30 protein-coding genes and 1 other annotated feature are annotated in these 25,088 nt (G+C 43.2%); of the genes, 10 read left to right on the forward strand and 20 right to left on the reverse strand.

The window, feature by feature from the left end:
* Positions 1–27: 27 nt before the first annotated feature.
* The 6 genes from ACHBIF_RS00995 to ACHBIF_RS01020 all read left to right on the forward strand — a co-directional run bounded on the left by ACHBIF_RS00995 (position 28) and on the right by ACHBIF_RS01020 (position 4,219).
* Positions 28–603, forward strand: coding sequence for a CYTH domain-containing protein (locus ACHBIF_RS00995; protein ID WP_394718044.1), 576 nt, complete (start codon positions 28–30; stop codon positions 601–603).
* Between the two features lie 112 nt (positions 604–715).
* Positions 716–1,687 (forward strand): ribose-phosphate diphosphokinase, encoded by a 972-nt coding sequence (locus ACHBIF_RS01000; RefSeq protein WP_172095272.1) that lies wholly within the window; start codon positions 716–718, stop codon positions 1,685–1,687.
* Positions 1,688–1,702: 15 nt separating this feature from the next.
* A complete protein-coding gene (locus tag ACHBIF_RS01005; RefSeq protein ID WP_394718047.1) occupies positions 1,703–2,818 on the forward strand; it encodes a cysteine desulfurase family protein in 1,116 nt (371 codons plus the stop codon).
* Between the two features lies 1 nt (position 2,819).
* Positions 2,820–3,164, forward strand: coding sequence for a DUF1831 domain-containing protein (locus ACHBIF_RS01010; RefSeq protein ID WP_394718049.1), 345 nt, complete (start codon positions 2,820–2,822; stop codon positions 3,162–3,164).
* A 1-nt stretch (position 3,165) separates the two neighbouring features.
* Positions 3,166–3,366: a DUF4649 family protein gene (locus ACHBIF_RS01015; protein ID WP_105110631.1), complete on the forward strand. Its 201-nt coding sequence runs from the start codon at positions 3,166–3,168 to the stop codon at positions 3,364–3,366.
* 211 nt (positions 3,367–3,577) lie between these two features.
* A complete protein-coding gene (locus tag ACHBIF_RS01020) occupies positions 3,578–4,219 on the forward strand; it encodes a redox-sensing transcriptional repressor Rex (protein ID WP_394718051.1) in 642 nt (213 codons plus the stop codon).
* A 44-nt stretch (positions 4,220–4,263) separates the two neighbouring features.
* Here the strand turns inward: ACHBIF_RS01020 and radC are convergent, their stop codons facing one another.
* The 3 genes from radC to gyrA form a co-directional block, all read right to left on the reverse strand.
* Positions 4,264–4,944 carry a DNA repair protein RadC gene (radC, locus tag ACHBIF_RS01025; RefSeq protein ID WP_172079416.1) on the reverse strand — a complete coding sequence of 227 codons (681 nt, stop codon included), beginning with the start codon at positions 4,942–4,944 and terminating at the stop codon, positions 4,264–4,266.
* 74 nt (positions 4,945–5,018) lie between these two features.
* The gene (locus ACHBIF_RS01030) at positions 5,019–5,762 is read right to left on the reverse strand and encodes a class A sortase (RefSeq protein WP_105110895.1); all 744 of its coding nucleotides are present in this window, start codon (positions 5,760–5,762) and stop codon (positions 5,019–5,021) included.
* A complete protein-coding gene (gene gyrA / locus ACHBIF_RS01035) occupies positions 5,762–8,218 on the reverse strand; it encodes a DNA gyrase subunit A (RefSeq protein WP_394718054.1) in 2,457 nt (818 codons plus the stop codon). Before gyrA ends, ACHBIF_RS01030 begins: the two co-directional genes overlap by 1 nt.
* Before the next feature lie 192 nt (positions 8,219–8,410).
* Here gyrA and ACHBIF_RS01040 point away from each other — a divergent pair, with 192 nt between their 5' ends.
* Positions 8,411–9,394 (forward strand): L-lactate dehydrogenase, encoded by a 984-nt coding sequence (locus ACHBIF_RS01040; protein ID WP_105110897.1) that lies wholly within the window; start codon positions 8,411–8,413, stop codon positions 9,392–9,394.
* 32 nt (positions 9,395–9,426) lie between these two features.
* Here the strand turns inward: ACHBIF_RS01040 and ACHBIF_RS01045 are convergent, their stop codons facing one another.
* The 9 genes from ACHBIF_RS01045 to ACHBIF_RS01085 form a co-directional block, all read right to left on the reverse strand.
* Positions 9,427–9,960 carry a dihydrofolate reductase family protein gene (locus tag ACHBIF_RS01045; RefSeq protein WP_394718056.1) on the reverse strand — a complete coding sequence of 178 codons (534 nt, stop codon included), beginning with the start codon at positions 9,958–9,960 and terminating at the stop codon, positions 9,427–9,429.
* Between the two features lie 55 nt (positions 9,961–10,015).
* Positions 10,016–10,969 (reverse strand): ABC transporter permease, encoded by a 954-nt coding sequence (locus tag ACHBIF_RS01050; protein WP_394718058.1) that lies wholly within the window; start codon positions 10,967–10,969, stop codon positions 10,016–10,018.
* Position 10,970: 1 nt separating this feature from the next.
* Positions 10,971–12,032 carry an ABC transporter permease gene (locus ACHBIF_RS01055; protein ID WP_105110900.1) on the reverse strand — a complete coding sequence of 354 codons (1,062 nt, stop codon included), beginning with the start codon at positions 12,030–12,032 and terminating at the stop codon, positions 10,971–10,973.
* Positions 12,025–13,560: an ABC transporter ATP-binding protein gene (locus ACHBIF_RS01060; protein WP_105110901.1), complete on the reverse strand. Its 1,536-nt coding sequence runs from the start codon at positions 13,558–13,560 to the stop codon at positions 12,025–12,027. The genes ACHBIF_RS01055 and ACHBIF_RS01060 overlap by 8 nt, the downstream gene beginning before the upstream one ends.
* A 173-nt stretch (positions 13,561–13,733) precedes the next feature.
* On the reverse strand, positions 13,734–14,804 hold the full coding sequence (locus ACHBIF_RS01065) for a BMP family protein (protein ID WP_105161133.1): 1,071 nt from the start codon (positions 14,802–14,804) through the stop codon (positions 13,734–13,736).
* 78 nt (positions 14,805–14,882) lie between these two features.
* Entirely contained in the window at positions 14,883–15,272 is a 390-nt protein-coding gene (locus ACHBIF_RS01070; protein ID WP_105122586.1) for a cytidine deaminase, read from the reverse strand.
* Entirely contained in the window at positions 15,259–15,921 is a 663-nt protein-coding gene (deoC, locus tag ACHBIF_RS01075) for a deoxyribose-phosphate aldolase (RefSeq protein ID WP_394718062.1), read from the reverse strand. The genes ACHBIF_RS01070 and deoC overlap by 14 nt, the downstream gene beginning before the upstream one ends.
* Positions 15,922–15,937: 16 nt before the next feature.
* Positions 15,938–17,215 (reverse strand): pyrimidine-nucleoside phosphorylase, encoded by a 1,278-nt coding sequence (locus ACHBIF_RS01080; protein ID WP_105161132.1) that lies wholly within the window; start codon positions 17,213–17,215, stop codon positions 15,938–15,940.
* Complete coding sequence (locus ACHBIF_RS01085; RefSeq protein WP_394718064.1) at positions 17,212–17,802, reverse strand: class I SAM-dependent methyltransferase; 591 nt, start codon at positions 17,800–17,802, stop codon at positions 17,212–17,214. Before ACHBIF_RS01085 ends, ACHBIF_RS01080 begins: the two co-directional genes overlap by 4 nt.
* A 154-nt stretch (positions 17,803–17,956) precedes the next feature.
* Between ACHBIF_RS01085 and coaA the strand changes: the two genes are divergently transcribed.
* The gene (gene coaA / locus ACHBIF_RS01090; RefSeq protein WP_394718066.1) at positions 17,957–18,877 is read left to right on the forward strand and encodes a type I pantothenate kinase; all 921 of its coding nucleotides are present in this window, start codon (positions 17,957–17,959) and stop codon (positions 18,875–18,877) included.
* A 58-nt stretch (positions 18,878–18,935) separates the two neighbouring features.
* On the forward strand, positions 18,936–19,184 hold the full coding sequence (gene rpsT / locus ACHBIF_RS01095) for a 30S ribosomal protein S20 (protein WP_170239180.1): 249 nt from the start codon (positions 18,936–18,938) through the stop codon (positions 19,182–19,184).
* Positions 19,185–19,245: 61 nt separating this feature from the next.
* On the opposite strand, the gene ACHBIF_RS01100 is transcribed toward rpsT, so the two are convergent.
* From ACHBIF_RS01100 to ACHBIF_RS01130, 7 genes are all read right to left on the reverse strand, one after another.
* Positions 19,246–20,604 carry a cell wall metabolism sensor histidine kinase WalK gene (locus tag ACHBIF_RS01100; protein WP_105122581.1) on the reverse strand — a complete coding sequence of 453 codons (1,359 nt, stop codon included), beginning with the start codon at positions 20,602–20,604 and terminating at the stop codon, positions 19,246–19,248.
* Positions 20,594–21,268 (reverse strand): response regulator transcription factor, encoded by a 675-nt coding sequence (locus ACHBIF_RS01105; RefSeq protein WP_105110909.1) that lies wholly within the window; start codon positions 21,266–21,268, stop codon positions 20,594–20,596. The genes ACHBIF_RS01100 and ACHBIF_RS01105 overlap by 11 nt, the downstream gene beginning before the upstream one ends.
* Before the next feature lie 412 nt (positions 21,269–21,680).
* Positions 21,681–22,040 (reverse strand): 50S ribosomal protein L20, encoded by a 360-nt coding sequence (gene rplT / locus ACHBIF_RS01110; protein WP_105110910.1) that lies wholly within the window; start codon positions 22,038–22,040, stop codon positions 21,681–21,683.
* Between the two features lie 52 nt (positions 22,041–22,092).
* Complete coding sequence (gene rpmI / locus ACHBIF_RS01115; RefSeq protein WP_024375714.1) at positions 22,093–22,293, reverse strand: 50S ribosomal protein L35; 201 nt, start codon at positions 22,291–22,293, stop codon at positions 22,093–22,095.
* A 27-nt stretch (positions 22,294–22,320) separates the two neighbouring features.
* Positions 22,321–22,827, reverse strand: coding sequence for a translation initiation factor IF-3 (gene infC / locus ACHBIF_RS01120; protein WP_394718070.1), 507 nt, complete (start codon positions 22,825–22,827; stop codon positions 22,321–22,323).
* 40 nt (positions 22,828–22,867) lie between these two features.
* Positions 22,868–22,996, reverse strand: a sequence feature (ribosomal protein L20 leader region).
* A gap of 26 nt (positions 22,997–23,022) precedes the next feature.
* A complete protein-coding gene (gene cmk, locus ACHBIF_RS01125) occupies positions 23,023–23,700 on the reverse strand; it encodes a (d)CMP kinase (RefSeq protein WP_172010007.1) in 678 nt (225 codons plus the stop codon).
* A gap of 8 nt (positions 23,701–23,708) precedes the next feature.
* The gene (locus ACHBIF_RS01130; RefSeq protein ID WP_172021670.1) at positions 23,709–24,239 is read right to left on the reverse strand and encodes an SAG1386/EF1546 family surface-associated protein; all 531 of its coding nucleotides are present in this window, start codon (positions 24,237–24,239) and stop codon (positions 23,709–23,711) included.
* Between the two features lie 48 nt (positions 24,240–24,287).
* On the opposite strand from ACHBIF_RS01130, the gene ACHBIF_RS01135 reads away from it, so the two are divergent.
* A complete protein-coding gene (locus ACHBIF_RS01135) occupies positions 24,288–24,482 on the forward strand; it encodes a ferredoxin (protein ID WP_105110914.1) in 195 nt (64 codons plus the stop codon).
* On the opposite strand, the gene ACHBIF_RS01140 is transcribed toward ACHBIF_RS01135, so the two are convergent.
* The gene (locus tag ACHBIF_RS01140) at positions 24,450–24,959 is read right to left on the reverse strand and encodes an EbsA family protein (RefSeq protein ID WP_125265819.1); all 510 of its coding nucleotides are present in this window, start codon (positions 24,957–24,959) and stop codon (positions 24,450–24,452) included. The genes ACHBIF_RS01135 and ACHBIF_RS01140 overlap by 33 nt on opposite strands.
* Positions 24,960–25,088: the final 129 nt, after the last annotated feature.

Genomic DNA, 25,088 nt, shown 5'->3' on the forward strand with positions numbered 1-25,088 from the left:
TTATACCATATGAAAGGGGTTTACAGTATGAAAAACCATCTGGAAATTGAGTACAAAACATTATTAACCAAATCTGAGTATCTTCGACTGCTACCCGATTTCGCAGATATCCAGCCTGTCATGCAGACCAATCACTACATAGACACGCCGGATTTAGATATGAAAAGCAACCGATTTTCCCTCCGTATTCGGACCTTTGAGGACATGGCAGAGCTGACCCTAAAAATTCCCCAGGAGATTGGCAATCAGGAATACAATCAAGCTCTAGACATCGATACTGCACGACAATTGCTGACCAATTTTCAACTGCCAAAAGGACAGATTACTGACATCATTTCAGCCACCGATGTCCCTCTTGATAACCTAGCCGTCTGGGGTAGCTTGACCACCAAACGCTATGAAAAAGTGACCTCTATCGGTCTCATGGCCCTGGATGAAAATGACTATGCCGGCATCCATGATTATGAACTAGAGGTTGAAGTGGCCGATGCCGAAGAAGGCAAAATCCTCTTTGACGACTACTTAAAAAAACAATCCATCCAATTCAAATACGCCAGCAGCAAGGTCGCCCGCACCGCAGCCCAGATAAAATCAGCCCAATAAGGCTGATTTTTGACTTTACTACTGAAAATTGTCCGTTTTTTTGGTAAAATAAATCTATCTATGTTTCATTGCTTTTATGAAAAAGTAGGGTTATAAAAAGGAGTTAGTCAAAATGGTACAACCACTTGGTGAACATAACATTAAATTATTCTCGCTCAACAGTAACCGTGATATCGCTGAAAAAATTGCAGAATCAGCCGGTATTCCTCTTGGAAAAATGTCTTCACGTCAATTTTCTGACGGTGAAATCCAGATTAACATTGAGGAATCAGTCCGTGGTGTTGATGTCTATATCATCCAATCAACTAGCTACCCAGTCAACAATCACTTGTGGGAACTCTTGATTATGATTGACGCTTGTAAGCGTGCCTCTGCCAACACCATTACCGCTGTCATGCCGTATTTTGGCTACGCTCGTCAAGACCGCACAGCCTCTCCACGCGAACCAATCACTGCTAAACTAGTAGCAAATATGTTGGTAAAAGCCGGTGTCGACCGCGTTCTGACCCTGGACCTCCACGCATCACAGATTCAAGGTTTCTTTGATATTCCAGTGGATAATCTCCTGACAGAGCCACTCTTTGCGTCCTACTACATGGAAAAAGGCCTCTGCAACGACGATGTGGTCATCGTTAGTCCCAAAAATTCAGGAATCAAGCGTGCTCGTAACATCGCAGAATTTTTGAATGCACCGATTGCTATCATTGACTACGCCCAAGACGATTCGGAACGTGCCGAAGGCTATATCATCGGTGATGTTGCTGGGAAGAAAGCCATCCTGGTCGACGATATTCTAAATACAGGTCGCACTTTCTCTCAAGCATCCAAAATTGTTCAAGACGGTGGTGCAACTGAAATTTTCGCCGTTGCCAGTCATGGACTTTTCGCTGGGACTGCTGCGGAACTCTTGGACAACTCTCCTATCAAGGAAATTTTGGTCACAGACTCTGTAGCCAGCAAGGAACAACATCCTAATAATATTGCTTTCATTACGGCTAGCGACTTGATTGCTGACGCTATCCACCGCATTCAAGAACACCAGCCATTGAGCCCTCTTTTCAAATTTAACAGCCCACTTAAATAAAACTAGGAGTTACACTTGATTTATTTAGATAATGCAGCTACGACTGCCCTGTCACCGGCTGCCCTAGAACGGATGACGGAAGTCGCTGCAGACATCTATGGCAATCCGTCTAGCATCCACGGTGCTGGTCGCAAGGCTAATCAGGTTCTCAGACAGGCACGACAGGATATAGCTGATATCTTGTCGGTCCGTCCTGATAACTTAATCTTCACATCTGGAGGCTCTGAGGCCAATAATTTAGCCATTCAAGGCTATGCTCTGGCCCATCAAGACAAGGGCAAGCACCTTATCACTACTGCCATTGAACACCATGCAGTCCTCCATACCATGCAGTATCTGGAGGAACGCTTTGGCTTTGAAGTGACCTATATCCAGCCAATCGACCAAATCATCACAGCCCAGCAGATCAAGGATGCACTTAGACCAGACACCATTCTGGTTAGCACCATGTTTGCCAATAATGAAACTGGCCAACTGCTCCCTATCCAAGAAATTGGACAGTTACTAGCAGACCACCAGGCAGTTTTCCATGTTGATGCAGTTCAGGTCATGGGAAAATTGCCTGTCCAGCCTGAAGAACTGGGAATTGATTTCCTATCTGCTGCTGCCCATAAATTTCATGGCCCAAAAGGTATTGGTTTCCTCTATTCAAGATTGCCTAAATTTGATGCACTCATACATGGCGGTAAGCAAGAAAATCAACATCGTGCAGGAACAGAAAACCTCCCTGCCATTGCAGCGATGGCCACAGCCCTCAAAGAGCAAACTGCTAAAAGGGACCAAGATCTTCAATACATCACTTCCCTAAAAGAACACCTCATCCACCACCTGGCCGACACCGACTACTACATCAATCAAACTGGCGACCACCTTCCTCATATCATCAATCTTGGCTTTCCTGGTCAACTCAATGAGCAGGTACTCATGCGCCTAGATCTAGCCGGAATCGCAGTTTCAAGTGGTTCTGCCTGCACAGCAGGTGTTGTACAAAACAGTCATGTCCTTGAGGCTATGTATGGAAAAGATTCTCCACGACTGAAAGAATCCATCCGCATCAGTTTCTCAGAAAGCAATTCGACTGCTGATATTGATGCACTCATCACTGAATTACACAAGATAATAGGAGGATAAAATGGTATTTGAAAAAACTGTACGTTTAAAAGATTGTAACTTTACCTATCATATCAGCTCAGGTATCAAAAAATACACCCTGCGTGACAATACCTTTGAGCAAACCAAGGCTGGCCACTATCAGCTGGAACGCCTACTAGAAGAAGTTCCCAATTCTGGGCAAGGTTTCCTCTTAAAAATTATCATCAACCAAGATTTGACTGGTTTCAAAATCAACATCACAGACAAGTCTGGTCTTCGTTTGATTAACATTTTCAAACCAGGTAGCAATCCAGTTATTCAGGAAAAATTCTACTTCCTCATGGATAGCCTGGTCGACCGAGATATATTTACAAAAGAGGCCTAAGATGATTGAAATCTACTACACTGATGCCTACAAACTAGAACGGGTTCAACAATTTGATAATCTGGATGAGGCTAAATTGGCCTTTGCAGGCTGTGTCACCCTACCAGATTATTACCCTGTTACCCGCATTCTCAAGGACGGACAAGCTCTTGACTTCCAAGGCACCGTCGGAGACCTCTATCGCTATTTTCAAACCCTGTAGAAAGACCAAGTTGTTTGGTCTTTTTTTCAAATCAATCTGTTGATTTTTTCACAAACATAGACTAAAATAGAAGAAAGAAGTGAACTAACAAACAAGCTGATAGTGATGTTATCGATTTTGCAATCCCTTGCAAAGTTTTGATACGATTTACAAAAGATTGTGAAATCTATTTGACCAGTAACCGGTGTCCTACAGCTAGAAGGAGAAAAGAGTGAAGAACATTAAAAACACTGACATCCCCCGGGCCACGGCCAAGCGACTTTCCTTATATTACCGCATTTTCAAGCGATTCCACGCTAGCAATATTGACAAGGCCAGCTCAAAAGATATTGCAGAAGCTATCGGAATTGACTCTGCAACTGTCCGCCGTGATTTTTCTTATTTCGGTGAACTAGGTCGCCGTGGTTTTGGCTATGACGTCCAAAAATTGATGGAATTTTTTGCTGAAATTTTAAATGACAATTCCATCACCAACGTTATGCTCATAGGGGTTGGTAACATGGGACGTGCCCTACTCCACTATAAGTTCCACGAGCGAAACAAAATGAAGATTGTTATGGCTTTTGAAGCAGATGATAATCCAGCTGTGGGCACAGTTGATGAATCTATTCCAATCTATGCCATTTCTGAATTGAAGGAACGGATTGCCGAGGCTGATTCAAAAACTGCCATCTTAACCGTCCCAAGTGTTAAAGCCCAGGAAGTAGCTGATGTGCTCGTTGAGTCCGGTGTCAAAGGAATCCTCAGTTTCTCACCAGTTAACCTCTCTGTACCAAAAGATGTGGTTGTCCAATATGTGGATTTGACTAGCGAACTGCAAACACTCCTGTATTTTATGAGAAAAGGCGAATAAGAGAGCAAAACAGGGTTAGTTTCGACTAGCCCTGTTTTTTGATACTAAAATAATTCACTCTCTTCCCTGAAAGAATAATAGTCCTTCTGCCCGACAATCAGATGATCCAAGAGAACCAGACCCAAAGTCTCACAAGAATTCTTCAAATTTTCAGTAAAGAGCAAATCGTTTTTACTCGGCTGTACAGAGCCTGACGGATGATTGTGAACGATGATAATCGAGGTCGCCATACACTTGACTGCATAGTGCAAAATCTCCCTGGGCTCTGCAATACTGCGATTGACACTGCCGATAAAGACTGTTTTTTGGTGGATGACCTGATTCTGAGTGTTGAGATAGAGGGCGACCAGATGCTCCTGCTTCTGCTGTCCAATCTCCTGAATCATTTTACGCCCCAGTTTTTCACTACCCAAAATACGATCGTTGAGCAAAATCTCAGACTGATTGATGCGCTTACCAAGCTCAATCATGGCCTTTATCTCAATCGCCTTGACCCGACCAATCCCAGTCAAGCTCTGCAATTCCTCAATAGACAAATCCCTTAGAGCCGCCAGATTTTCCAGCTGATTGTGTAGATTGTTGGACAAGATAGAAACCGGCTCCTTTTTTGTACCCGTACGGATGAAAATAGCCAGGAGTTCCTGGTTACTCAGGCGTTCCGGCCCCAATTCTAACAAGCGTTCACGGGGCATCAGTGCTTCTTCCTTAAAATCAATTTGATACATAAAATCCTCCTCACCTATCTGTTCGTAAAAAAATTGAAAAAAGGATAGAAATTCTACCCTTTTGACAAATCAATTTATAGTTGAACCTGATTATATGTTTGTTCAAAGTATTTGAGTGTTTCACCATCAGCCTGGTCATAAGGAATCACTTCTTCTAAGTCCCCCTTAACAATGGTCCGCATGGTGGCAGCCAAGTCTTCACAGGTAACCAGCGTAATCTCATTTTGCCCTTCAACATCATCGATGACATAGACACTATCAGGCGTCACTGACTGAACACTTTTCACGTTATAAACATAGACGTTTTCCTTGTCAGTCAAATAAATCTTCATCCCCTCTTTGGCATTTTCAAGAGGAGAAAAGAGAGTTTCACTGGCTCCAGCCATACCAAAAATATGGTGGCTGGCTAGCGAATAGTTGCCTTTACCCATTTCTTGCGTTTCTTTCATAGTGCCCGCTCCATACATGAGGGCAACGTTTGAAAGACCTTTGAAAATTGGCAGGTTAATCTTCAAATCTGGGATAGCAATCCCTCCAATAACTGGCAGCTGCTGCGCTTCCCACTGGGCCTTCATAACAGCTTCCGTAGAGATAGATTCTACTTGAGCAAAATCAAATGTAGTGTCCACCTCTTTATTGCTAGCAATTTCTTCCTTGGATACTTTGGTTACCTGATACTTATTACTGTTCCAGGCAATCATCATATTGCGGATAGATGTGTTGAAAATCAAGGCTAGCGAGATGAGCATTAGGAGACCCACTGCAAGATTTCTCAACCATGACCCCCGTCTTGCTTTCCTTTTCTTATCCTTTGTCATTACTTATCCTCTTCTTCCGTATTTTCTTCGCCTTCTGCGGCATCAACCAGTGCAAAGGTCATGATTTTCGCTTCCTGATCCAGTTTCATTACCTTGACACCCATAGTCGAACGACCTGTTTGCGAAATATTGGCAACGCTGGTCCGAATAATGACACCTGTATCTGTAATCACCATGATGTCCTCAGTACCTGACACCGTAATCAATCCAGCCAATGGACCATTCTTTTCTGCCACTTTCATGGTGATAATTCCCTTACCACCACGACCTTTTGTCGGATACTCACTCGCAGGCGTCCGTTTGCCAAAGCCCTTCTCGGATAGCACCAGAACTTCCTGGTCATCGGAAATCATGGTCGCTCCGACCACCTGGTCACCGTCTCGCAGGGTAATCCCTTTGACACCCGTTGCAATACGGCTCATACCGCGGACAGCTGTCTCCGTAAAACGTACAGTATAGCCAAACTTGGTTCCCATAATGACGTCTGCCTGACCATCTGTCAAGAAAACATTGATGAGTTCATCATCTTCTTTCAAATTCAAAGCCTTGAGACCATTTTGACGGATATTGCCAAATTCGGACACGCTGGTACGTTTGACAATCCCCTGACGGGTCGCAAAGAAGAGATAATGGCCATCTTCCTGCTCCTTGGTCACATTGATAATGGTCTGGATGGACTCATTTTCCTCCAGTTTGAGGAGATTGACCACTGGCAAGCCCTTGGCAGTCCGACCGTATTCAGGAATTTCGTAACCTTTCAGACGGTAAACACGGCCTTTGTTGGTAAAGAAGAGCAGACGGTCATGGGTGCTGGTTGACACCAGTTCACGGACAAAGTCGTCGTCCTTGACACCTGTCCCCTGAACACCGCGTCCACCACGTTTCTGAGCGTGGAATTCATCCTGGGCCAAACGCTTGATATAGCCCTGGTTTGACAAGGTAATCAAGACATCTGCCTCTTCAATCAAGTCCTCGTCTTCTAGTGACAAGACCTCACCGACCATCAATTCTGTCCGACGTTCATCCGCATACTTGCGCTTCACTTCGTCCAGCTCTTCCTTGATGATGAGAATCACACGCTCTGGCTTGGCCAAAATATCCGCCAAATCAGCAATCAAAGCTATCAATTCATCATATTCAGACTGAATCTTATCACGTTCCAATCCTGTCAGACGACGGAGACGCATATCCAGAATAGCCTGGCTCTGACGCTCTGAAAGATTGAATTTGGCCATCAATTCTGCTTGGGCAATAGCATCCGTTTCCGAATTGCGGATGATACGAATAACCTCGTCAATATGATCCAGCGCAATCAGCAAGCCTTCTAAAATATGGGCACGTGCCTCAGCCTTCTCCTTGTCAAACTGGGTCCGACGGGTTACTACTTCTTTTTGATGCTCGATATAGGATTCCAAAATCTGACGAACAGAAAGGATTTTCGGAACACCATTTTGAATAGCCAACATGTTGAAACTAAAGTTGGTTTGGAGCTGGGTCTGCTTGAAGAGATTGTTCAAAATCACGTTAGCAGAGGCATCACGACGCACCTCAATGACGAAACGAACACCCTCACGGTTGGACTCATCACGGACCGCGGTAATACCCTCAATCCGTTTTTCCTGCACCAAGCGAACGATATGTTCTTGAACCTTGGATTTGTTGACCATGTAAGGAAATTCCGTTACGACAATCCGCTCACGGCCATTGCCATATTCTTCAATCTCCGTGCGCGAGCGCAGGGTAATCGATCCCTTACCAGTCTCATAAGCACGGTGAATACCTGATTTACCCATAACCAGGGCTCCCGTTGGAAAGTCAGGCCCCGGTAAAACCTCCATAATTTCACGAGTGGTGACTTCTGGATTGTCCATAACCAGCTTGACCGCATCAATGGTTTCACCCAGATTATGCGGCGGAATATTGGTCGCCATACCAACGGCGATACCTGTCGTCCCGTTGACCAAAAGGTTGGGGAATCGTGCTGGCAATACCTCTGGCTCACGCTCGCTGGAATCATAGTTGTCCGCGAAATTAACGGTATTTTTGTTAATATCGCGCAGCATTTCTAGCGCAATCTTGCTCATCCGAGCTTCAGTGTAACGCTGGGCAGCGGCACCGTCCCCGTCCATGGAACCAAAGTTCCCGTGACCATCAACCAGCATGTGACGATAGCTCCACCACTGGGCCATACGGACCATGGCCTCATAGATGGCAGCATCCCCATGCGGATGGTATTTACCCATAACATCACCCGTGATACGGGCAGATTTCTTATGGGGCTTGTCAGGAGTGATTCCCAATTCATTCATTCCATACAAAATACGGCGATGAACCGGCTTAAGACCGTCACGCACATCTGGCAGTGCACGAGAAACAATGACACTCATCGCATAGTCAATGAATGAGCTTTTCATTTCGTTGGTCAGATTCACCGTCACTAAGTTTTTATCTTGCATTCTATGCCTCATTTCAACTGCATTCTTACTACTATTATACCATATTCTGGGGCTCTTTTCTGACTTGGGAATTGCTATGTAAACATTTTCAAGTCCCTATTTCCAAGTGACAAACCACAGGAAAAGTGCTAGAATGGAATGTGGTCAGGGGACAACATGCCCCCTAAATAAAACTAAGGAGATGTTTAGAAGATGACTGCAACTAAACAACACAAAAAAGTGATCCTTGTCGGTGATGGTGCCGTAGGTTCAGCTTATGCTTATGCCCTTGTCAACCAAGGTATTGGTCAAGAATTGGGTATCATTGATATCAATAAGGACCGTACACAAGGTGACGCGGAAGATTTGAGCCACGCTTTGGCCTTCACTTCACCAAAGAAAATTTATTCTGCTGAGTACTCTGATGCTCACGATGCTGACCTTGTTGTCTTGACAGCAGGTTTGCCACAAAAACCAGGTGAAACTCGCCTTGAATTGGTAGAGAAAAACCTCCGTATCAACCAACAAATCGTTTCTGAAATCGTTAAGTCTGGTTTCGACGGTATCTTCCTCGTCGCTGCTAACCCAGTTGATATCTTGACTTACTCAACTTGGAAATTCTCAGGCTTCCCTAAAGAGCGCGTTATCGGTTCAGGTACTTCACTTGACTCAGCTCGTTTCCGTCAAGCCTTGGCTGATAAGATTGGTATCGACGCTCGTTCCGTCCACGCCTACATCATGGGTGAGCACGGTGACTCTGAGTTCGCTGTGTGGTCACACGCTAACGTTGCTGGTGTGAAATTGTACGACTGGTTGCAAGACAACCGCGATATCGATGAGCAAGGTCTTGTTGACTTGTTTGTATCCGTTCGTGATGCTGCTTACTCAATCATCAACAAAAAAGGTGCTACTTACTACGGTATCGGTGTTGCTCTTGCCCGTATCACTAAAGCAATCTTTGATGATGAAAATGCTGTACTTCCATTGTCAGTTTACCAAGCTGGTCAATACGAAGGTGTTGAAGATGTCTTCATCGGTCAACCAGCTATCATCGGCGCACATGGTATCGTTCGTCCAGTAAACATCCCATTGAACGAAGCTGAATTGCAAAAAATGCAAGCTTCTGCAAAACAGTTGAAAGATATCATGGACGACGCATTTGCTAACCCTGAAATCGCAGCTGCAATCAAAAACTAAGATAAAAAAGATGAGTTGATTTAGCTCATCTTTTATTTATCTCGCACATCATAGCGGAGCATGGCGATGCCATCTGTCACAGTTGATTCGACCAAAGTCAATGTCTGCTCTTCTGCTAAAAAATCAAAGAGACGAATGCCATTTCCTAAAATAGTTGGTATAATCCCGATAATAAAATGATCAATCAATCTTTCCTTAAGACAAATTTGAACGAGTTGAGCGCCACCAAACAACCAGATATCTGAACCATCTTCTCCTTTCAACTTTTTGATTACATCAACAATATTTGAAACAAAGCGGACATTGTCATAGCTGGGCTGTTGATGGCGACTAGCAATGATAAACTCCTTCTCCTCATATCCGGCAATCATTTCCAGAGGACAATCTTCTAGTGATTTTCTGCCCATAATAACCGTATCACACGATTTGAAAAAAGCTTCATTATCAAACTGCAGGCTCGTATCATAGTCAGTTGTTCTATGCCCTTGTATCCAATCGTAAGAACCATCCGTTCTGGCGATGTAGCCGTCTAAACTCATGGCAATATTTAATACTAACCGACGCATAAATCTCCTTTCAAAAGGCAGAACCCTCAACAAATACTGAGGGTTCTTTGTATAGCTATTTTGATTTGATATAGTTGATACCATCGGCTTTTGGTGCCACAGCTTTACCAAAGAAGGCAGATAGGGCAATAACGGTAATCAAGTAAGGTGCAATTTGTAGGTAAACGGTCGGAATATCTTTCAAGCCTGGCAACTGGCTACCGATAACCGCCAAACTTTGTGACAAACCAAAGAAGAGACTGGCTAACATAGCACCAAGCGGATTCCATTTACCAAAGATAACAGCGGCCAGGGCAATGAAACCTGAACCAACGATGGTTGTCGCTGAAAAGTTGATGTTTACCGATTGAGCACTTACTGCTCCTCCAACACCGCCAAGGAAACCGGCAATCAATACACCCGCGTAACGCATAACATAAACGTTAATACCCAGTGTATCAGCCGCTTGTGGGTGCTCACCAACTGAACGGAGACGCAAACCGAATTTCGTTTTATACAGGATAAACCAAGATAGGAAGGCTGTTGCAATCGCGACATAGCCCATCAAACTGGTGTTCTTGAAGAAGAGGTCCCCCAAGACCGGAATATCTGCCAACACTGGGAAGGAAAATTTACCAAATGATTGACGAATACTATCTGTCTGACCTTTATTGTAAATAACCTTAACCAGGAAGACACCGAGAGCTGGTGCTAAGAGGTTGAGTACCGTACCTGACACGACGTGGTCCGCGCGGAAGTTAATGGTCGCCATGGCATGGATTGCTGCAAAGATAACTCCAGCCAAACCACCAACAATCACTGCTAATAGTGGGGTAGCTTTACCAAAGGTCTCAGCAAATTCAATATTGAAGACAACTCCAGCAAAGGCACCAATAACCATGATCCCTTCCAGACCGACGTTGACAATACCACCACGCTCAGAGAACACACCACCTAGACTGGTGAAAATCAATGGCGCTGAATAAATCAGCATTTGCGAAATGAGTAGCGTTAAAATAGTCAAGTTCATCTTATTTTACCCCTTTCGCTTTCTTTTTTGAGTTGAGTAACTGCTCAAAGATAAATTTCACACCGATGAAGAAGATGATAGACGCTGTTACAACGTTGATCAATTCTGGTGGAATCTGAGCACGAACCATACCTGGAGCACCTACAGATAGGGCACCGAAGAGGAAGGCCGCAAATGGAATACCAAGCGGTGAGTTAGTTGCTAGAAGAGCAACAGACATACCGTTGAAACCAATATCCAGGTTACCACTTTGAATATAGACATTTTGGAAGGTACCCAAACCTTGGATAGCTCCACCCAGGCCAGCAAGTGCACCTGAAATAATCATAGACAAGATGATAGTCCGTTTTGCCGACATACCTGCATAATCAGACGCTGTCGGGTTGATACCAACCGAACGGATTTCAAAACCAAGTGTCGTCTTGGTCAAGAGGAACCAGATAACAATAACAGCGATAATGGCAAAGAAGATACCGATATTCATACGCGAATTGTCTGTCAAAGCCCGCAACCATTCTGTTTGATAGGAAGCATTGGCCGAAACGTTGATAGACGAGTCCGTATTTTTCATCAAATCATCTGAGAAAATATCACGGATAATGTAGTTCCCAGAATAGAGTAAGATGTAGTTCATCATGATGGTCACGATGACCTCACTGGTTCCCAGATAGGCACGGAGAACACCAGGAATGGCTCCAGCAATACCACCAGCTAACATAGCAATGATTACCGTTGCCAAAATCAAGACTGGACGAGGTAAATCTGGATTAGCCAAGGCAAACCACCCTGCAAAAATCCAGCCTACATAAGCTTGACCTGACAAACCGACGTTGAAGAAACCAGCACGACTCGCCACCGCAAAACCAAGGGCAGTGAAAATCAGCGGTGCCATAGCGCGGAAAATTTCACCGACAGACTTGATAGTACCGAAGGCTGAGTAGAACAATTCCTCATAGCCCCAGATTGGGTCATAGCCAAAAATCAACATGACAATTGATCCCAATACAAGACCGCTCACAACAGCAAGTAAAGGAAGGATCAGATTTTGATATTTCTTAAGCATGTTCTTCTCCTTTCTCAATGTGACCACCTGCCATCAACACACCGAGCTCTTGCTTGTTGGTCTTAGCAGGGTCAACGATACCGTGGATGACACCATCATGGATAACTGCAATACGGTCTGAAACATCCAAGATTTCATCCAATTCAAAGCTGACAACCAAAACAGCTTTCCCTTTATCACGCTCGGCAATGAGACGCTTACGGATGTATTCAATGGCACCAACGTCCAAACCACGGGTCGGTTGGCTAACAATCAAGAGATCGGGATTACGGTCCACTTCACGAGCGATAATAGCTTTCTGCTGGTTACCACCAGAAAGTGCCTTGGCAGGAACCAATTCACTGGCACCGCGAACATCGAATTCTTGCATCAATTGACGGGCTTTTTCATTGATAACGTTGTAGTTCAAAATACCATTCTTAGAAACGGGTTCTTTGTAGTAGGTCTGTAGAGAAATATTTTCGGCTACCGTCATTGGAAGGACCAAACCATCGCGGTGACGGTCTTCTGGTACGTGGCTGACCTGCATCTCTGTAATCTTACGAGGGGTCTTACCAACCACTTCTTCACCCTTAATCTTGATAGAACCAGATTTGACCTTACGGAGACCTGTAATGGCCTGAATGAGCTCACTCTGACCATTTCCATCGATACCTGCGATACCGACGACTTCGCCAGCACGGACTTCCAAATTCAAGCCCTTAACAGCTGGAATTCCACGGTTCTCATTAACAACCAGATCCTTAATAGACAAAATGACTTCTTTTGGATTGGCAGGAATTTTCTCTGTTTTAAAGGAAACAGAACGGCCTACCATCCACTCAGCCAAGTCTTGGTTGGTTGCATCCCCGACAGGAACTGTCTCGATTGATTTACCACGACGGATAACCGTTACCGTATCAGCAACCGCACGAATCTCATCCAGCTTATGGGTAATCAAGATGATGGATTTGCCTTCAGAAACCAGGGTCTTCATAATCTTCAAGAGCTCTGCAATTTCCGCGGGAGTCAAAACAGCCGTAGGTTCGTCGAAAATGAGCAAGTCAGCTCCGCGATAGAGAGTTTTCAAGATTTCAACACGCTGTTGAGCACCGACCGAAATATCCGCAACCTTGGCAGTTGGGTCAACTTCCAAACCATATTTCTGGGAAAGCTCTTTAATCTCAACAATAGCCTTCTTGAGGTCAATCACACCGCCCTTGGTTGTCTCACTACCGAGGATAATATTTTCCGCAACTGTAAAGGCATCCACCAACATAAAGTGCTGGTGAACCATCCCGATACCCAAGTGGGCTGCCCTAGAAGGTGAATCAATGTTAACTGGTTGACCATTGATAACAATTTCACCGCTAGTCGGTTCCAAGAGACCAGCCAGCATGTTCATCAATGTTGATTTACCGGCACCATTCTCACCGAGCAGGGCATGGATTTCACCACGTCTGACATTCAAATTGATGTGGTCATTCGCAACAAACTCACCAAAAATTTTGGTGATTTCGCGCATCTCAATGACATAATCCTTAGTCATAATCTATTTCCTTTCTGACTACAATCGCTAAACGAAAAATCGTTTTCACATAACTATTGTACCATTTTTGTCAGTAAAACCTACCACCATTTGATAGGCTTTACTGAGAAAAATCTCAGCTCCGAAAAGGGCGACCGATAGGCCGCCACTTCGGAAAACTAATGTTATTCAGCTTATTTTTCTGGTGTTTCTGGAACTTCAACTTTACCATCCAAGATTGCTTGTTTAGCGTCTGCGACAGCTTTAGAAGCATCTTCAGAAAGGTTTGTTTCAGCCAATTCTACACCTTTGTCAGCAAGTGAGAATTGAACAACTGTACCACCAGGGAATTCACCTTTAACTGCTTTTTCAGTGATGTCTTTAACTGAAGTACCAACTTCTTTGATGGTTGATGCCAATACGAAGTTAGATTCTTTACCGTCTTTAGAAGTGTAAACACCTTCAGCAGATTGGTCACGGTCAACACCGATTACCCAAACTTTATCTGCTTCATCACGAGTTTCGTTTTCAGCTTTAGCAGCAGCAAATACACCATTACCAGTACCACCAGATGCGTGGAAGATAATGTCTGCACCTGCAGCGTATTGAGCAGCAGCGATTGTTTGACCTTTTGCAGCATCACCGAATGAACCTGCATAATCGATTGTGATTTTGATGTCTGGGTTTACAGACTTAGCACCAGCTACGAAACCAGCTTCAAAGCGGTCGATAACGACACCTTCCATACCACCGATGAAACCAACGTGGTTTGTTTTAGTAGATTTAGCAGCTGCAACACCTGCCAAGTAAGAAGCTTGGTGGTCTGCAAATCCAACGCTGACTACGTTCTCTTGATCTGGAACAACTGAGTCAACGATTACAAAGTGAGTTTCTGGGTTATTTGGAGCTGCTTCAGCAATCGCAGTTTCCAAGGCGAAACCAATACCGAATACAAGGTTGTAACCACCAGCAACAGCTGAGTCAAGGTTTGTTACGTAGTCTGATTCACTTTGTGATTGAATGTAGTCATAGCCGCTACCTTTTGACAAACCATTTTCGTCACCCCAAGCAGTCAAACCTTCCCAAGCTGACTGGTTAAATGAACGGTCATCAACACCACCGATGTCTGTTACGATCATTGGCTTAACTGATATTTCTGATGAGTCTGTTGAGGCTGCTTCTTTGTTTGCAGTACGGCTTCCACAGGCAGCCAATGTAAGAGCTGCAACAGTAGCTAGACCAAATCCGACAAGTTTCTTGTTCATTTCTGAACCCTCCTAAAAAATTCTTTTTGCAACTTTCGTTGCGGTGATGATACTACAGTCTAACGACTGTCTTACAGACTAGTTCAGGTCTGTAAAAGAATATGGAAGTAATTCCCCGACTGTCATCTCGACTGTCGATAGATCTTTGGCAACAAGTGTTACCTTTAAATCCTTATCAAAAAATTCAGCCATGACCTGGCGACAAGCACCACATGGTGAAACTGGTTTCTCTGTCTGACCATAAACAATCAGCTCAGAAAAATCCAAGACGCCCTCTGAAACAGCTTTGAAAATAGCTGTTCGTTCGCCACAGTTGGTCAAGCCAAAGCTGGCGTTTTCAATGTTAACACCTGTAAAGACTTGCCCATCCTTGGCAACCAAGACAGCTCCAATTGGAAAATGAGAATAGGGAACGTAGGCTTTCTTACTCACTTCCTCAGATAATTTTATCAACTCAGTAGTCGCCATCTGCTACAGCTCCGTTCATAATCGCTACACCTGAAGATGCACCAATACGGGTTGCACCAGCTTCGATAAAGGCAAGGGCATCCTCATAGGTACGCGCACCACCAGATGCTTTGACACCCATATCTGGTCCTACTGTTTGGCGCATCAAGGCAACATCAACCACTGTCGCACCACCTGTAGAAAATCCAGTAGAAGTCTTAACAAAATCAGCACCGGCCTCTTGAGACAATTGACAAGCCTTCACCTTTTCCTCATCGGTCAAAAGACAGGTTTCGATGATGACTTTAACCAATTTATCGCCACTGGCTTCCACAACCGCCTGTATATCTTCCAATACTAGGTCATAGTTCTGAGATTTGAGGGCACCAATATTGATGACCATATCAATCTCGTCTGCACCATTTGCAATCGCATCCTTGGTCTCAAAAGCCTTGACAGCTGGCGTGTTAGCTCCCAAAGGAAAACCAATCACTGTACAAACCTTGACCTCTGTTCCAGCTAACCTCTTTGCAGCGTAGGCAACCCAAGTTGGATTAACACAGACGCTAGCAAAGTCGTATTCTTTTGCCTCTTCGATAATCTTTGCAACCTGTTGCTCAGTTGATTCAGGTTTCAAAATGGTATGGTCGATATATTTATTTAATTTCATAAGTTTTCTCCGTACATTAAGAAATGATTTCAATGATTTCCTTCGTATTTACACTTACATCATCTATTTTAACATTTTTTTGGAAATTTGTAAGCATATTTTCCGAAATATTTTCATTTGCATAGATGGTTGCAATCGGCTGATCTTTTTCGACTGCATCCCCCACTTTTTTGTGGAAAACAATACCAGTCTCATAGTCCAGTTCATCTGTTTTTACCGCTCGACCTGCTCCTAGTTTCATGGCAAATAGACCAAATTCTAGAGCTGGCAAACCAACAATATAGCCATCTCGCTCTGCCAATACGTCCACCTTGTGGGAAACATTTGCCGGACGGTAGAGGTCTTCTAAATCGCCTCCTTGAGCCTGAACCATTTCCTCAAATTTCTTAAGGGCAGCTCCATTTTCAATATGCTGACGAACTTCCGCAACCGTCTTTTCAACATCAGCAAGTCCCAACATGATTTGAGCCAATTCACAGATAAACTCTGTCACGTCTTCCCTACCCTTGCCTTGTAAAATTTCCAAGGCCTCAAGGATTTCCAGGCGATTACCAATGCTGGTTCCCACCGGCTGAGACATATTTGTCAAAACTGCAATAGTCTTACGTCCGACAGCCTTACCAAGGTCCACCATGGTCTGAGCCAGCACACGCGCCTCTTCTACTGTCTTCATGAAAGCACCTTCGCCCACCGTGACATCAAGGAGAATGGCATCTGCACCAGCCGCAATCTTCTTAGACATAACCGAGCTTGCAATCAGGGGAATAATGTCCACCGTCGCTGTCACATCGCGCAGAGCATAGAGCAACTTATCAGCCTTGACCAAATTATCTGATTGGCCAATAACCGCAACTCCCGTCTCCTGAACCTGCTTGATAAAGTCTTCCTGAGTCACCTCAATCTGATACCCTTTAATGGACTCCAATTTGTCCAGAGTGCCACCTGTGTGACCCAAACCGCGTCCGCTCATCTTGGCAACTGGCACTTCAAAACTAGCTACCAAAGGAGCTAAAATCAAGGTTACCTTGTCACCCACACCACCAGTCGAGTGCTTGTCTACCTTGATACCAGGAATAGCAGATAAGTCAATCTGGTCACCTGATGCCACCATATTCATAGTTAAATCAGAAATCTCTCGCGTTGACATACCTTTAAAGTAAATGGCCATCGCCAGGGCTGACATTTGGTAGTCAGGCACTGTTCCAGCCACGTAGCCCTCAATCAACCATTTAATTTCCTCAGAAGACAATTCCAAACCATCTCGTTTTTTCTGAATTAAATCAACTGCTCTCATTCTTTCACACTTTCTAAAATATAGTATCCCTTATCCTTTTTCTTTATTTGACAATTGCCAAACACTTCTTCCATCTTGGTCTTGGCACTTGGTGCGCCCTGTTTCTTTTGAATCACAATGGTCAAGGTTCCACCGTCCACTAAGTATGCATGGGCACCTGAAATGACTTCGTGCACCACCTCCTTGCCAGCACGGATAGGTGGGTTGGAGATAATATAATCAAAATTTCCGCTGACATTTTCATAGATATTGGACTGGAAGATAGTTGCTGGAACACCGTTTTTCTCAGCATTTTTTTCAGCCAACTCAAGCGCTCTGCTATTGATATCAATCAAGGTCACATCAACATTAAAGACCTTTGCCAAGGTTAATCCAAGTGGACCATAGCCACAGCCAACATCCAAGAGGGTCTTCCCAGTTTCTAATTCCAGGGATTGTAAAAGCACCTGACTTCCATAATCAACCATTTTCTTACTAAATACACCTGCATCTGTCAAGAATGTCATGTAGGTATCTAATAAACGGACACGGAGTTCATGAATATCATGTGCTAAATCTGGATTATTTTCGAAATACATTGTAGACATACTTACATTATACCATAGTATTAAAACGTTTTCAATTTGTTTTACTTAATTTACATTCTATGTTAGAATGAATGGTAAAATGATAGAGGTATACTGATCTGAATCAATTGAGTTTTTCTAACTCTTACCATCTCACAACAACAAGGATAACAAAATGAAACATGAATTTTTAAATTTTGAAGAAATCGATCGAGCCACCTGGCAGCAACTTCACCGTAAAACCATCATCCCCTTGACTCAAAGTGAACTCAATTCCATCAAAAGTTTCAATGATAAGATCCAACTTCATGAGGTATCAGACGTCTACCTCCCCTTGGTCAACCTCATTCACATCTATCGCAAGGCCAGAAAAGATTTAACCTTTACAAAGAGTCTCTTCCTCCAGAAATCCATCAAGTCTCAACCATTTATCATCGGTATTTCCGGAAGTGTTGCTGTTGGTAAATCCACTACCAGTCGCTTGCTCCAGATTTTGATTGCCCGCACTTTCAAGCATTCAACTGTAGAACTGGTTACCACCGACGGTTTTCTTTACCCCAATGCTACCCTAGAGGAAATGAATCTATTGGACAAAAAAGGCTTTCCTGAGTCTTATGATATGGAAAAACTGATTGGATTCTTAGACAATATCAAAAATGGCATCAATTGTGAAATTCCTGTCTATTCTCACGAAACCTACGATATTGTCCCTGATAAAAGTCAAAAAATTCAGGTCCCTGATTTTCTAATTGTCGAGGGAATCAATGTCTTCCAGAACCCTCAAAACCAGCGACTCTATGTCAGCGATTATTTTGATGTGTCTATCTATGTGGATGCCGAGGTGGAGAATATCGAAACCTGGTACTTAGAACGCTTCCAAAAATTGCTGAAACTTGCAAAAAATGACTCTAGCAACTACTACCATCGCTACACCCGGCTATCCTATCCAGAAATCATCGCAGTCGCTCAAAATACTTGGAAAAATATCAACCTTGCCAACCTCGAAAAATACATCGAGCCGACGCGCAATCGGGCGGATATTATCTTGCACAAGGCTGAAAACCATGAAATTGATAAAATTTATCTAAAAAAATAAATAACACTTGTCAAAACCAGTCTTTTCAGATATAATGGTATGGTTAGTACAAGAAAGGGTGGAGGTGAAACCATTGGCAAACATTAAGTCAGCTATCAAACGCGCTGAATTGAACGTTAAACAAAACGCTAAAAACTCAGCACAAAAATCAGCTATGCGTACTGCAATCAAAGCATTTGAAGCTAACCCATCTGAAGAGCTTTACCGCGCTGCTAGCTCAGCAATCGATAAGGCAGAAACTAAAGGTTTGATTCACAAAAACAAAGCAAGCCGCGACAAAGCACGTCTTGCAGCAAAACTTGCGTAATAAAATCGAAGTCGTCAAGACTTCTTTTTTTATTTTAAAAATAGGACTGGCGCTGCCAATCCTATCTCGGTATCTTGATTTCAAAAATAGTTCCTGTTGGCTGGTTATCACGAATTGAAATTTCCCCCTTCAAGGAATCACTAATCTGTTTAGCCAAGGACAAGCCGAGTCCAAAACCACCTTTTTGTCGCGTTCTAGCCTTATCTACCCGATAAAAACGATCGAAGACCTTGGTCTTATCATCCTGACTAATTCCTATTCCATTGTCCGCAACTGTAAAGTACGCAAATTTATCCTTTACTCTTGCCTGAATGCTAATTTGTCCATTGTCTCCTGTATATTTCAAGGCATTATCAAAAATAATAGTCAGGAGTTGTTTTAGCAGGGCCTTATCTGTCCGAATAGGCTGCTTAATATGATTCGTAACAAGTAAATCCTTGCCACTCTCTTCAGCGATAATGTTAAAATTGTCAAAGATTTCCTCGAGATATTGTGGATCCAAATCATCCATCACAATCTGGAAACCATCATCTCGCCGAGCCAGACTCAGCAAATTACTGGTTAAAATCCGCATGTTCCGCACTTCATCAAGACTGGAGGCAATGCTTTCACTGGATTCAATGATGGTCGCATTGGGATGACGGAAGAGCCCCTCTAGGCGATTCTGTAGGACAGTCAATGGTGTCCTGAGCTCATGACTAGCATTCTCCACAAAATCCTTCTGCTTTTGATAGCTCAGCAAAATTGGCCGCATACTGAGTTGAGCTAAATAAAGACTGGCAAACAGCGAAATAAACCAGAAGGAGACCATGACAATCGCCACTGTTCGCTCATAGGTCTGAATAGACATTTTAATCTGACTGACATTGACACAGATAGTCGCGTATTTCAAGTCTAGCGTCGAATATTTTTCCGTTACCTCACTCGGCAACTCCAGGGTGGTATAACGGAAATCATCGTCACCAAATGGCCCTTCGACGCTGACTTCCTTTACATTTTTCAAACTTTCCTTATCAAAAGCCAATTCAGACAAACCACTGAAGACATCAGAATTGACTAGCTCACCCGCAGAATTATACAAGAGTACGTGGAAATTGGTTCCCAAACGAATGGGCTCACCGGGACCACCATCAGTATCATCTGGGAGAGTATTTGCACTCGCATTACCTTGATTGCTCTCGTGCTGAAGAATAATTTCCGAATCTGGATTCAGCATCCTAGCTGCCGCAAAATTCAAAACCAAGTCAGGATGTTGCTTGATTTTGTCAAACTGGATATCTGTACTACGATACATGGTAGACCGCATCAGTTGAAAAATAATGGCCGTCATGGATATGAAAATCAGCGTAAATACGGCAAAATAGCGGATAAAGTAGGAAAAATTGTCCGACTTGGTGAGCTTGCTCATCTTATTGATCATTTTTCAAAATATACCCTACACTTCTCAAGGTCTGTAAGCGGTCTGCGAAAACCGTTCCCTTTAATTTCTTTCGGACTTTTGAAACATAGACCTCTACTACTGAGATGGTCGTATCGCTGTCAAAGCCCCAAATACGGTCAAAAATTTGAGTTTTAGGAAGAATAACGTTCTGGTTTTGCAAGAAATAAACCAGTAAATCAAATTCTTTTCCTAGTAACTCAATTTCACTGCCGTCCACATAGGTCATATTGGTAGACAAATCAACAGTCACATTGCCAAATTCTAGCTGATTATCATTGAATTTACCAGCTCGCTTCAAAAGCGCCTGAATACGCATCTTCAACTCCTCTAGATAAAATGGCTTGGTCAGGTAATCATCCGCCCCCAATTCAAAACCGTGGCCCTTATCATCCAAGCTTTCTTTAGCCGTCGTAATCAGGACCGGAGTAGAAATTCCTTTTTCGCGGATTTCTTTTAAGACCTGAAATCCATCCTTCTCTGGCAACATCAGATCCAAGAGAATCAGATCATAGACACCTGATTCCGCCTCATAGAGGCCCTCATCGCCATCAAAAACCTGCATAACATCAGCAAAATCATCTAGAAAGTCGAACACCGAATTAGATAGGCTTACATCGTCTTCAACAAGCAATATTTTAATCATATCTGTCTCCTTTTTTACTCATTATAACATCTTCACATTCATATTTCTATTTAGAAAAAGCCAAACTAGCAGCAATTCCTACTATTAAATGCAGCAGGTGCACGAATAGATGTTAGAACCTGTAGTCACAAGTGCGATACATTTCGATAAGGAATAGTTTCTTGCTAATCAAGGCCGCTTGAGATGGAATACTGACTGTATTTCGAGAAAAACTAGAACCTATAGTCGCAAAGATGAGAATTTAACCTGTGACTGTAGGTTCTACCAATGAGTGGCAGAAAAATTCCTTAGCTCAGGTTCTGAGCTGTGAAGGCAGGTTCTTATACTCCTAGCTTGACCTCTCTAGTATAAGCGATATAACTTAAAAGAAACTAAAACACAAAAAGACTTCCAAAAGGAAGCCTCCTGATAATTACTTACCAAGTTTTGCTTTTGCAGCGTCTGCAAGAGCTGTGAAACCTGCTGCATCGTTTACTGCGATATCTGCAAGCATTTTACGGTTCACTTCGATTTCAGCCAATTTCAAACCGTGCATCAATTGTGAGTATGATAAACCGTTCATACGAGCTGCCGCGTTGATACGAGTGATCCACAATTTACGGAAATCACGTTTTTTCTGACGGCGGTCACGGTATGCATAGTAGTAAGAGTTCATTACTTGTTCTTTCGCAGTGCGGAACAAGAGGTGCTTAGCACCGTAGTAACCTTTAGCTAATTTTAAAATACGTTTACGGCGTTTACGAGAAACAACGCCACCTTTAACACGTGCCATTTAATTTTCCTCCAAATAATTCAAATAGTAATTGTGCAATACTGATGCGAGATTAGCGCATTTGTGTAAGCATTGACTTGATACGCTTAAAGTCACCAGCATGTACCATACCTGCTTTACGAAGGTGACGACGTTGTTTTTTAGTTTTACCGTGGAAACGGTGTGAAGTATAAGCGCGGAAGCGTTTCAATCCACCAGAACCTGTACGTTTAAAACGTTTAGCTGATGCGCGGTGAGTTTTTTGTTTTGGCATTTTAATTCTCCTTTTAGCGTAAAAAGCTTATTTTTTATCTGAAGCTGGGGCCAACTGCATAAACATTTGACGACCGTCCATCTTAGCGCGTTGTTCGATAATGGCAATATCTTGGGTTGCTTCGGCGAACTCAGCTAATACTTTCGCGCCAACTTCTTTGTGGGTAATCATACGACCCTTGAAACGGATCGAAACCTTGACCTTATTTCCTTTTTCAAGGAATTTACGGGCATTACGAAGTTTCGTCTCGAAATCCCCTTTGTCAATAACTGGACTTAGACGCACTTCTTTGACAGTGACAACACTTTGTTTCTTGCGTTGTTCTTTCTGTTTTTTCTGATATTCAAATTTGAACTTACCGTAGTCCATAATTTTTGCAACGGGTGGTTTTGCTTGTGGTTGAATCAAGACTAAATCCACGTTTGCACTATCAGCAATGGCCTGAGCCTCATTGAGCGGTTTGATTCCCAACTGTTCACCCTCAAGACCGATAAGACGAACTTCACGCACTCGAATTTCATCATTGATGAACAAATCTTGCTTTGCTATGGCTTTTCACCTCATTTTATTTTTTTCGAGAAAAACGAAACGGACTTGCTACACAAGTCCGCACTACACCATTATTCTTTCCGAAGAAATCTTAATCCGTAGGGCCAGACAACGTTAGTCGCAAGGCGAGAAGCTCTCACTTCTGCTTTTCTCAATACGACCATTCTATCATGTCCTACACTACTTGTCAAGGATTTCTTTCGCTTTTTCTGAAATAAATTGCACAACACCTTCAATAGAAACACCAGTTGTATCAAAGGTAATGGCATCTTCTGCTGCTTTGAGTGGTGAAACTGCTCGTGTACTATCTTTCAAGTCACGGGCCGCAATCTCCTCTTTCAAGGTTTCCAAATCCGTCTCAATGCCACGCGCCTTATTTTCCTTAAAACGGCGAAGGGCCCGCTCTTCAACAGAGGCAATCAGGAAAATTTTCAACTCTGCCTGAGGCAAAACAACTGTGCCAATATCACGACCATCCATGACAATGCCACCTGCCTGGGCAATTTCTTGCTGGAGTTCGACCAGTCTTTCACGAATAGGAGCCAATGCTGCCACCCAAGAAACATTGTTGGTCACGTCGTTATCACGAATGGCAAGACTGACATCCCGTTGACCGAGGAACACCAGTTGCTGGCCATCTTCCGAACGGCCGAATGAAATCGGATACTGAGCCAAGAGAGCTAAAATATCGTCAACCATATCAGCTGTCAGTTTATTTTCCAGAGCTAACAGTGTAACAGCACGATACATAGCTCCAGTGTCCAAATAGGTATAGCCAAAATTTTTCGCAATAATTTTTGCCACAGTCGACTTTCCGCTCGAAGCAGGTCCGTCGATGGCGATTTGAATTGAATTCATAAATCCTCTTATCTAATACGTACTACATCTCCTGGGTTGGCCCACCAAGTACCACCAGGTCCCACCATTTTTTCTGGATTCAAGCGTTCCAACTCAGCCATAGAAATCCCTGCTCGGTTGGCAATACTTGCAAGACCTTCGCCAGGTTGGACAGTTGTGGTTGTACCATCTCCACGATCTACCAAATCGGCTGCGGAGCTTGCCTCTGTTGATGATTCCTCAGTGGCTGCTTCTGTAGTCTCAGTCGTTTCAGTTGCGTTTGAATCTTGCTCAGATGAACTCGAAGCTGCAACCTGGGCATTTTCAGCATTATAAAAACCTTCTGTCGAGTCAGTATTACTGCCACCTGTAGACAGGTAAATAGCCAAAATGATAATGGCCAAAAGGAAGAAAACAAAGATTGAAGCTAAAATAGTAAACAAGCGACTACTCGCCATCATACCTACTTTTCGATTTCTACGACTTACTGACACTTGCTCATCCTCAACTTCTTCCAATTCTTCTTCAAAAAGTTCATCATTCCATGGTTCTTGTGACATTGATAGCTTCTCCTTGTATTTTTTTCCTATTATGTTTACAATTATTCTATGAATATTAGACTGATTCCTGAAAAATGTATCGCCTGTGGTCTATGTCAGACCTACTCGCCCTTGTTTGACTATGATGATGACGGTATCGTTATTTTTAGCCATACTGAGGCTTTAGAAACAAGCATTCCAGCTGATAATCAGGCTCTCCTGGCTGCAAAATCATGCCCCACCAAGGCTATTCTTGCGGAGTGATTTCGCTTCATCTGAATAGTAGACTTCAAAATAATCCTGCTTGACCAAATGGTCGACAAGCTCTATTTCGCCTTGAAATTTGGGATGAAGGGCTAAGGCATTGATGAAGTATTTCTTAGGCCACTTCCTCATGCAGAATGTTAGCTCCTCGGCTTCATTTCTCCTACAGATACTGATAGATAAATAATTGACCTTGACCTTGCTGATGGAAGCAATGTCAATTTTTTTATTCTTAAATAGATTTGCTGATGCGATATATAGATTTTCATCTTCAATGAGAAAGTACCGATGACTGCCTAAAATCGCTAAGACAATCGTCGCAAACAGCAAGAGAAAAATAATAAATACCTGGCGACTTCTCTCCAAAATGAGGGATAGCCCTAGAAAGAGAGGAACCAAGGACAGGGACCAATAGATCATCGAGGTCGCAAAATCCGGTTGCCAATGGTATCTTAATTTTCCAAATAGTCGGATCATTTTATACCTCCTTTTTCTATTTTAGCACAAAAAATAGGATTTTCCTATGGAAAATCCTTAAATTGTGTGAAATTATTACAAAGAGATTGCGATTGTGTTACAGAACGGATGACGTTGTCTAGAGAAACA

This window comes from Streptococcus sp. A11, assembly GCF_043674225.1.
Taxonomy (GTDB): Bacteria; Bacillota; Bacilli; order Lactobacillales; family Streptococcaceae; genus Streptococcus; species Streptococcus suis_V.

Bases quoted from the DNA above. Each gene is read 5' to 3' on its own strand.
- ACHBIF_RS00995 (WP_394718044.1), top strand. From the start codon at position 28: ATGAAAAACCATCTGGAAATTGAGTACAAAACATTATTAACCAAATCT.
- ACHBIF_RS01000 (WP_172095272.1), top strand. From the start codon at position 716: ATGGTACAACCACTTGGTGAACATAACATTAAATTATTCTCGCTCAAC.
- ACHBIF_RS01010 (WP_394718049.1), top strand. From the start codon at position 2,820: ATGGTATTTGAAAAAACTGTACGTTTAAAAGATTGTAACTTTACCTAT.
- ACHBIF_RS01015 (WP_105110631.1), top strand. From the start codon at position 3,166: ATGATTGAAATCTACTACACTGATGCCTACAAACTAGAACGGGTTCAA.
- radC (WP_172079416.1), bottom strand. From the start codon at position 4,944: ATGTATCAAATTGATTTTAAGGAAGAAGCACTGATGCCCCGTGAACGC.
- ACHBIF_RS01030 (WP_105110895.1), bottom strand. From the start codon at position 5,762: ATGACAAAGGATAAGAAAAGGAAAGCAAGACGGGGGTCATGGTTGAGA.
- gyrA (WP_394718054.1), bottom strand. From the start codon at position 8,218: ATGCAAGATAAAAACTTAGTGACGGTGAATCTGACCAACGAAATGAAA.
- ACHBIF_RS01040 (WP_105110897.1), top strand. From the start codon at position 8,411: ATGACTGCAACTAAACAACACAAAAAAGTGATCCTTGTCGGTGATGGT.
- ACHBIF_RS01045 (WP_394718056.1), bottom strand. From the start codon at position 9,960: ATGCGTCGGTTAGTATTAAATATTGCCATGAGTTTAGACGGCTACATC.
- ACHBIF_RS01050 (WP_394718058.1), bottom strand. From the start codon at position 10,969: ATGAACTTGACTATTTTAACGCTACTCATTTCGCAAATGCTGATTTAT.
- ACHBIF_RS01055 (WP_105110900.1), bottom strand. From the start codon at position 12,032: ATGCTTAAGAAATATCAAAATCTGATCCTTCCTTTACTTGCTGTTGTG.
- ACHBIF_RS01060 (WP_105110901.1), bottom strand. From the start codon at position 13,560: ATGACTAAGGATTATGTCATTGAGATGCGCGAAATCACCAAAATTTTT.
- ACHBIF_RS01065 (WP_105161133.1), bottom strand. From the start codon at position 14,804: ATGAACAAGAAACTTGTCGGATTTGGTCTAGCTACTGTTGCAGCTCTT.
- ACHBIF_RS01070 (WP_105122586.1), bottom strand. From the start codon at position 15,272: ATGGCGACTACTGAGTTGATAAAATTATCTGAGGAAGTGAGTAAGAAA.
- deoC (WP_394718062.1), bottom strand. From the start codon at position 15,921: ATGAAATTAAATAAATATATCGACCATACCATTTTGAAACCTGAATCA.
- ACHBIF_RS01080 (WP_105161132.1), bottom strand. From the start codon at position 17,215: ATGAGAGCAGTTGATTTAATTCAGAAAAAACGAGATGGTTTGGAATTG.
- ACHBIF_RS01085 (WP_394718064.1), bottom strand. From the start codon at position 17,802: ATGTCTACAATGTATTTCGAAAATAATCCAGATTTAGCACATGATATT.
- coaA (WP_394718066.1), top strand. From the start codon at position 17,957: ATGAAACATGAATTTTTAAATTTTGAAGAAATCGATCGAGCCACCTGG.
- ACHBIF_RS01100 (WP_105122581.1), bottom strand. From the start codon at position 20,604: ATGATCAATAAGATGAGCAAGCTCACCAAGTCGGACAATTTTTCCTAC.
- ACHBIF_RS01105 (WP_105110909.1), bottom strand. From the start codon at position 21,268: ATGATTAAAATATTGCTTGTTGAAGACGATGTAAGCCTATCTAATTCG.
- rplT (WP_105110910.1), bottom strand. From the start codon at position 22,040: ATGGCACGTGTTAAAGGTGGCGTTGTTTCTCGTAAACGCCGTAAACGT.
- rpmI (WP_024375714.1), bottom strand. From the start codon at position 22,293: ATGCCAAAACAAAAAACTCACCGCGCATCAGCTAAACGTTTTAAACGT.
- cmk (WP_172010007.1), bottom strand. From the start codon at position 23,700: ATGAATTCAATTCAAATCGCCATCGACGGACCTGCTTCGAGCGGAAAG.
- ACHBIF_RS01130 (WP_172021670.1), bottom strand. From the start codon at position 24,239: ATGTCACAAGAACCATGGAATGATGAACTTTTTGAAGAAGAATTGGAA.
- ACHBIF_RS01135 (WP_105110914.1), top strand. From the start codon at position 24,288: ATGAATATTAGACTGATTCCTGAAAAATGTATCGCCTGTGGTCTATGT.
- ACHBIF_RS01140 (WP_125265819.1), bottom strand. From the start codon at position 24,959: ATGATCCGACTATTTGGAAAATTAAGATACCATTGGCAACCGGATTTT.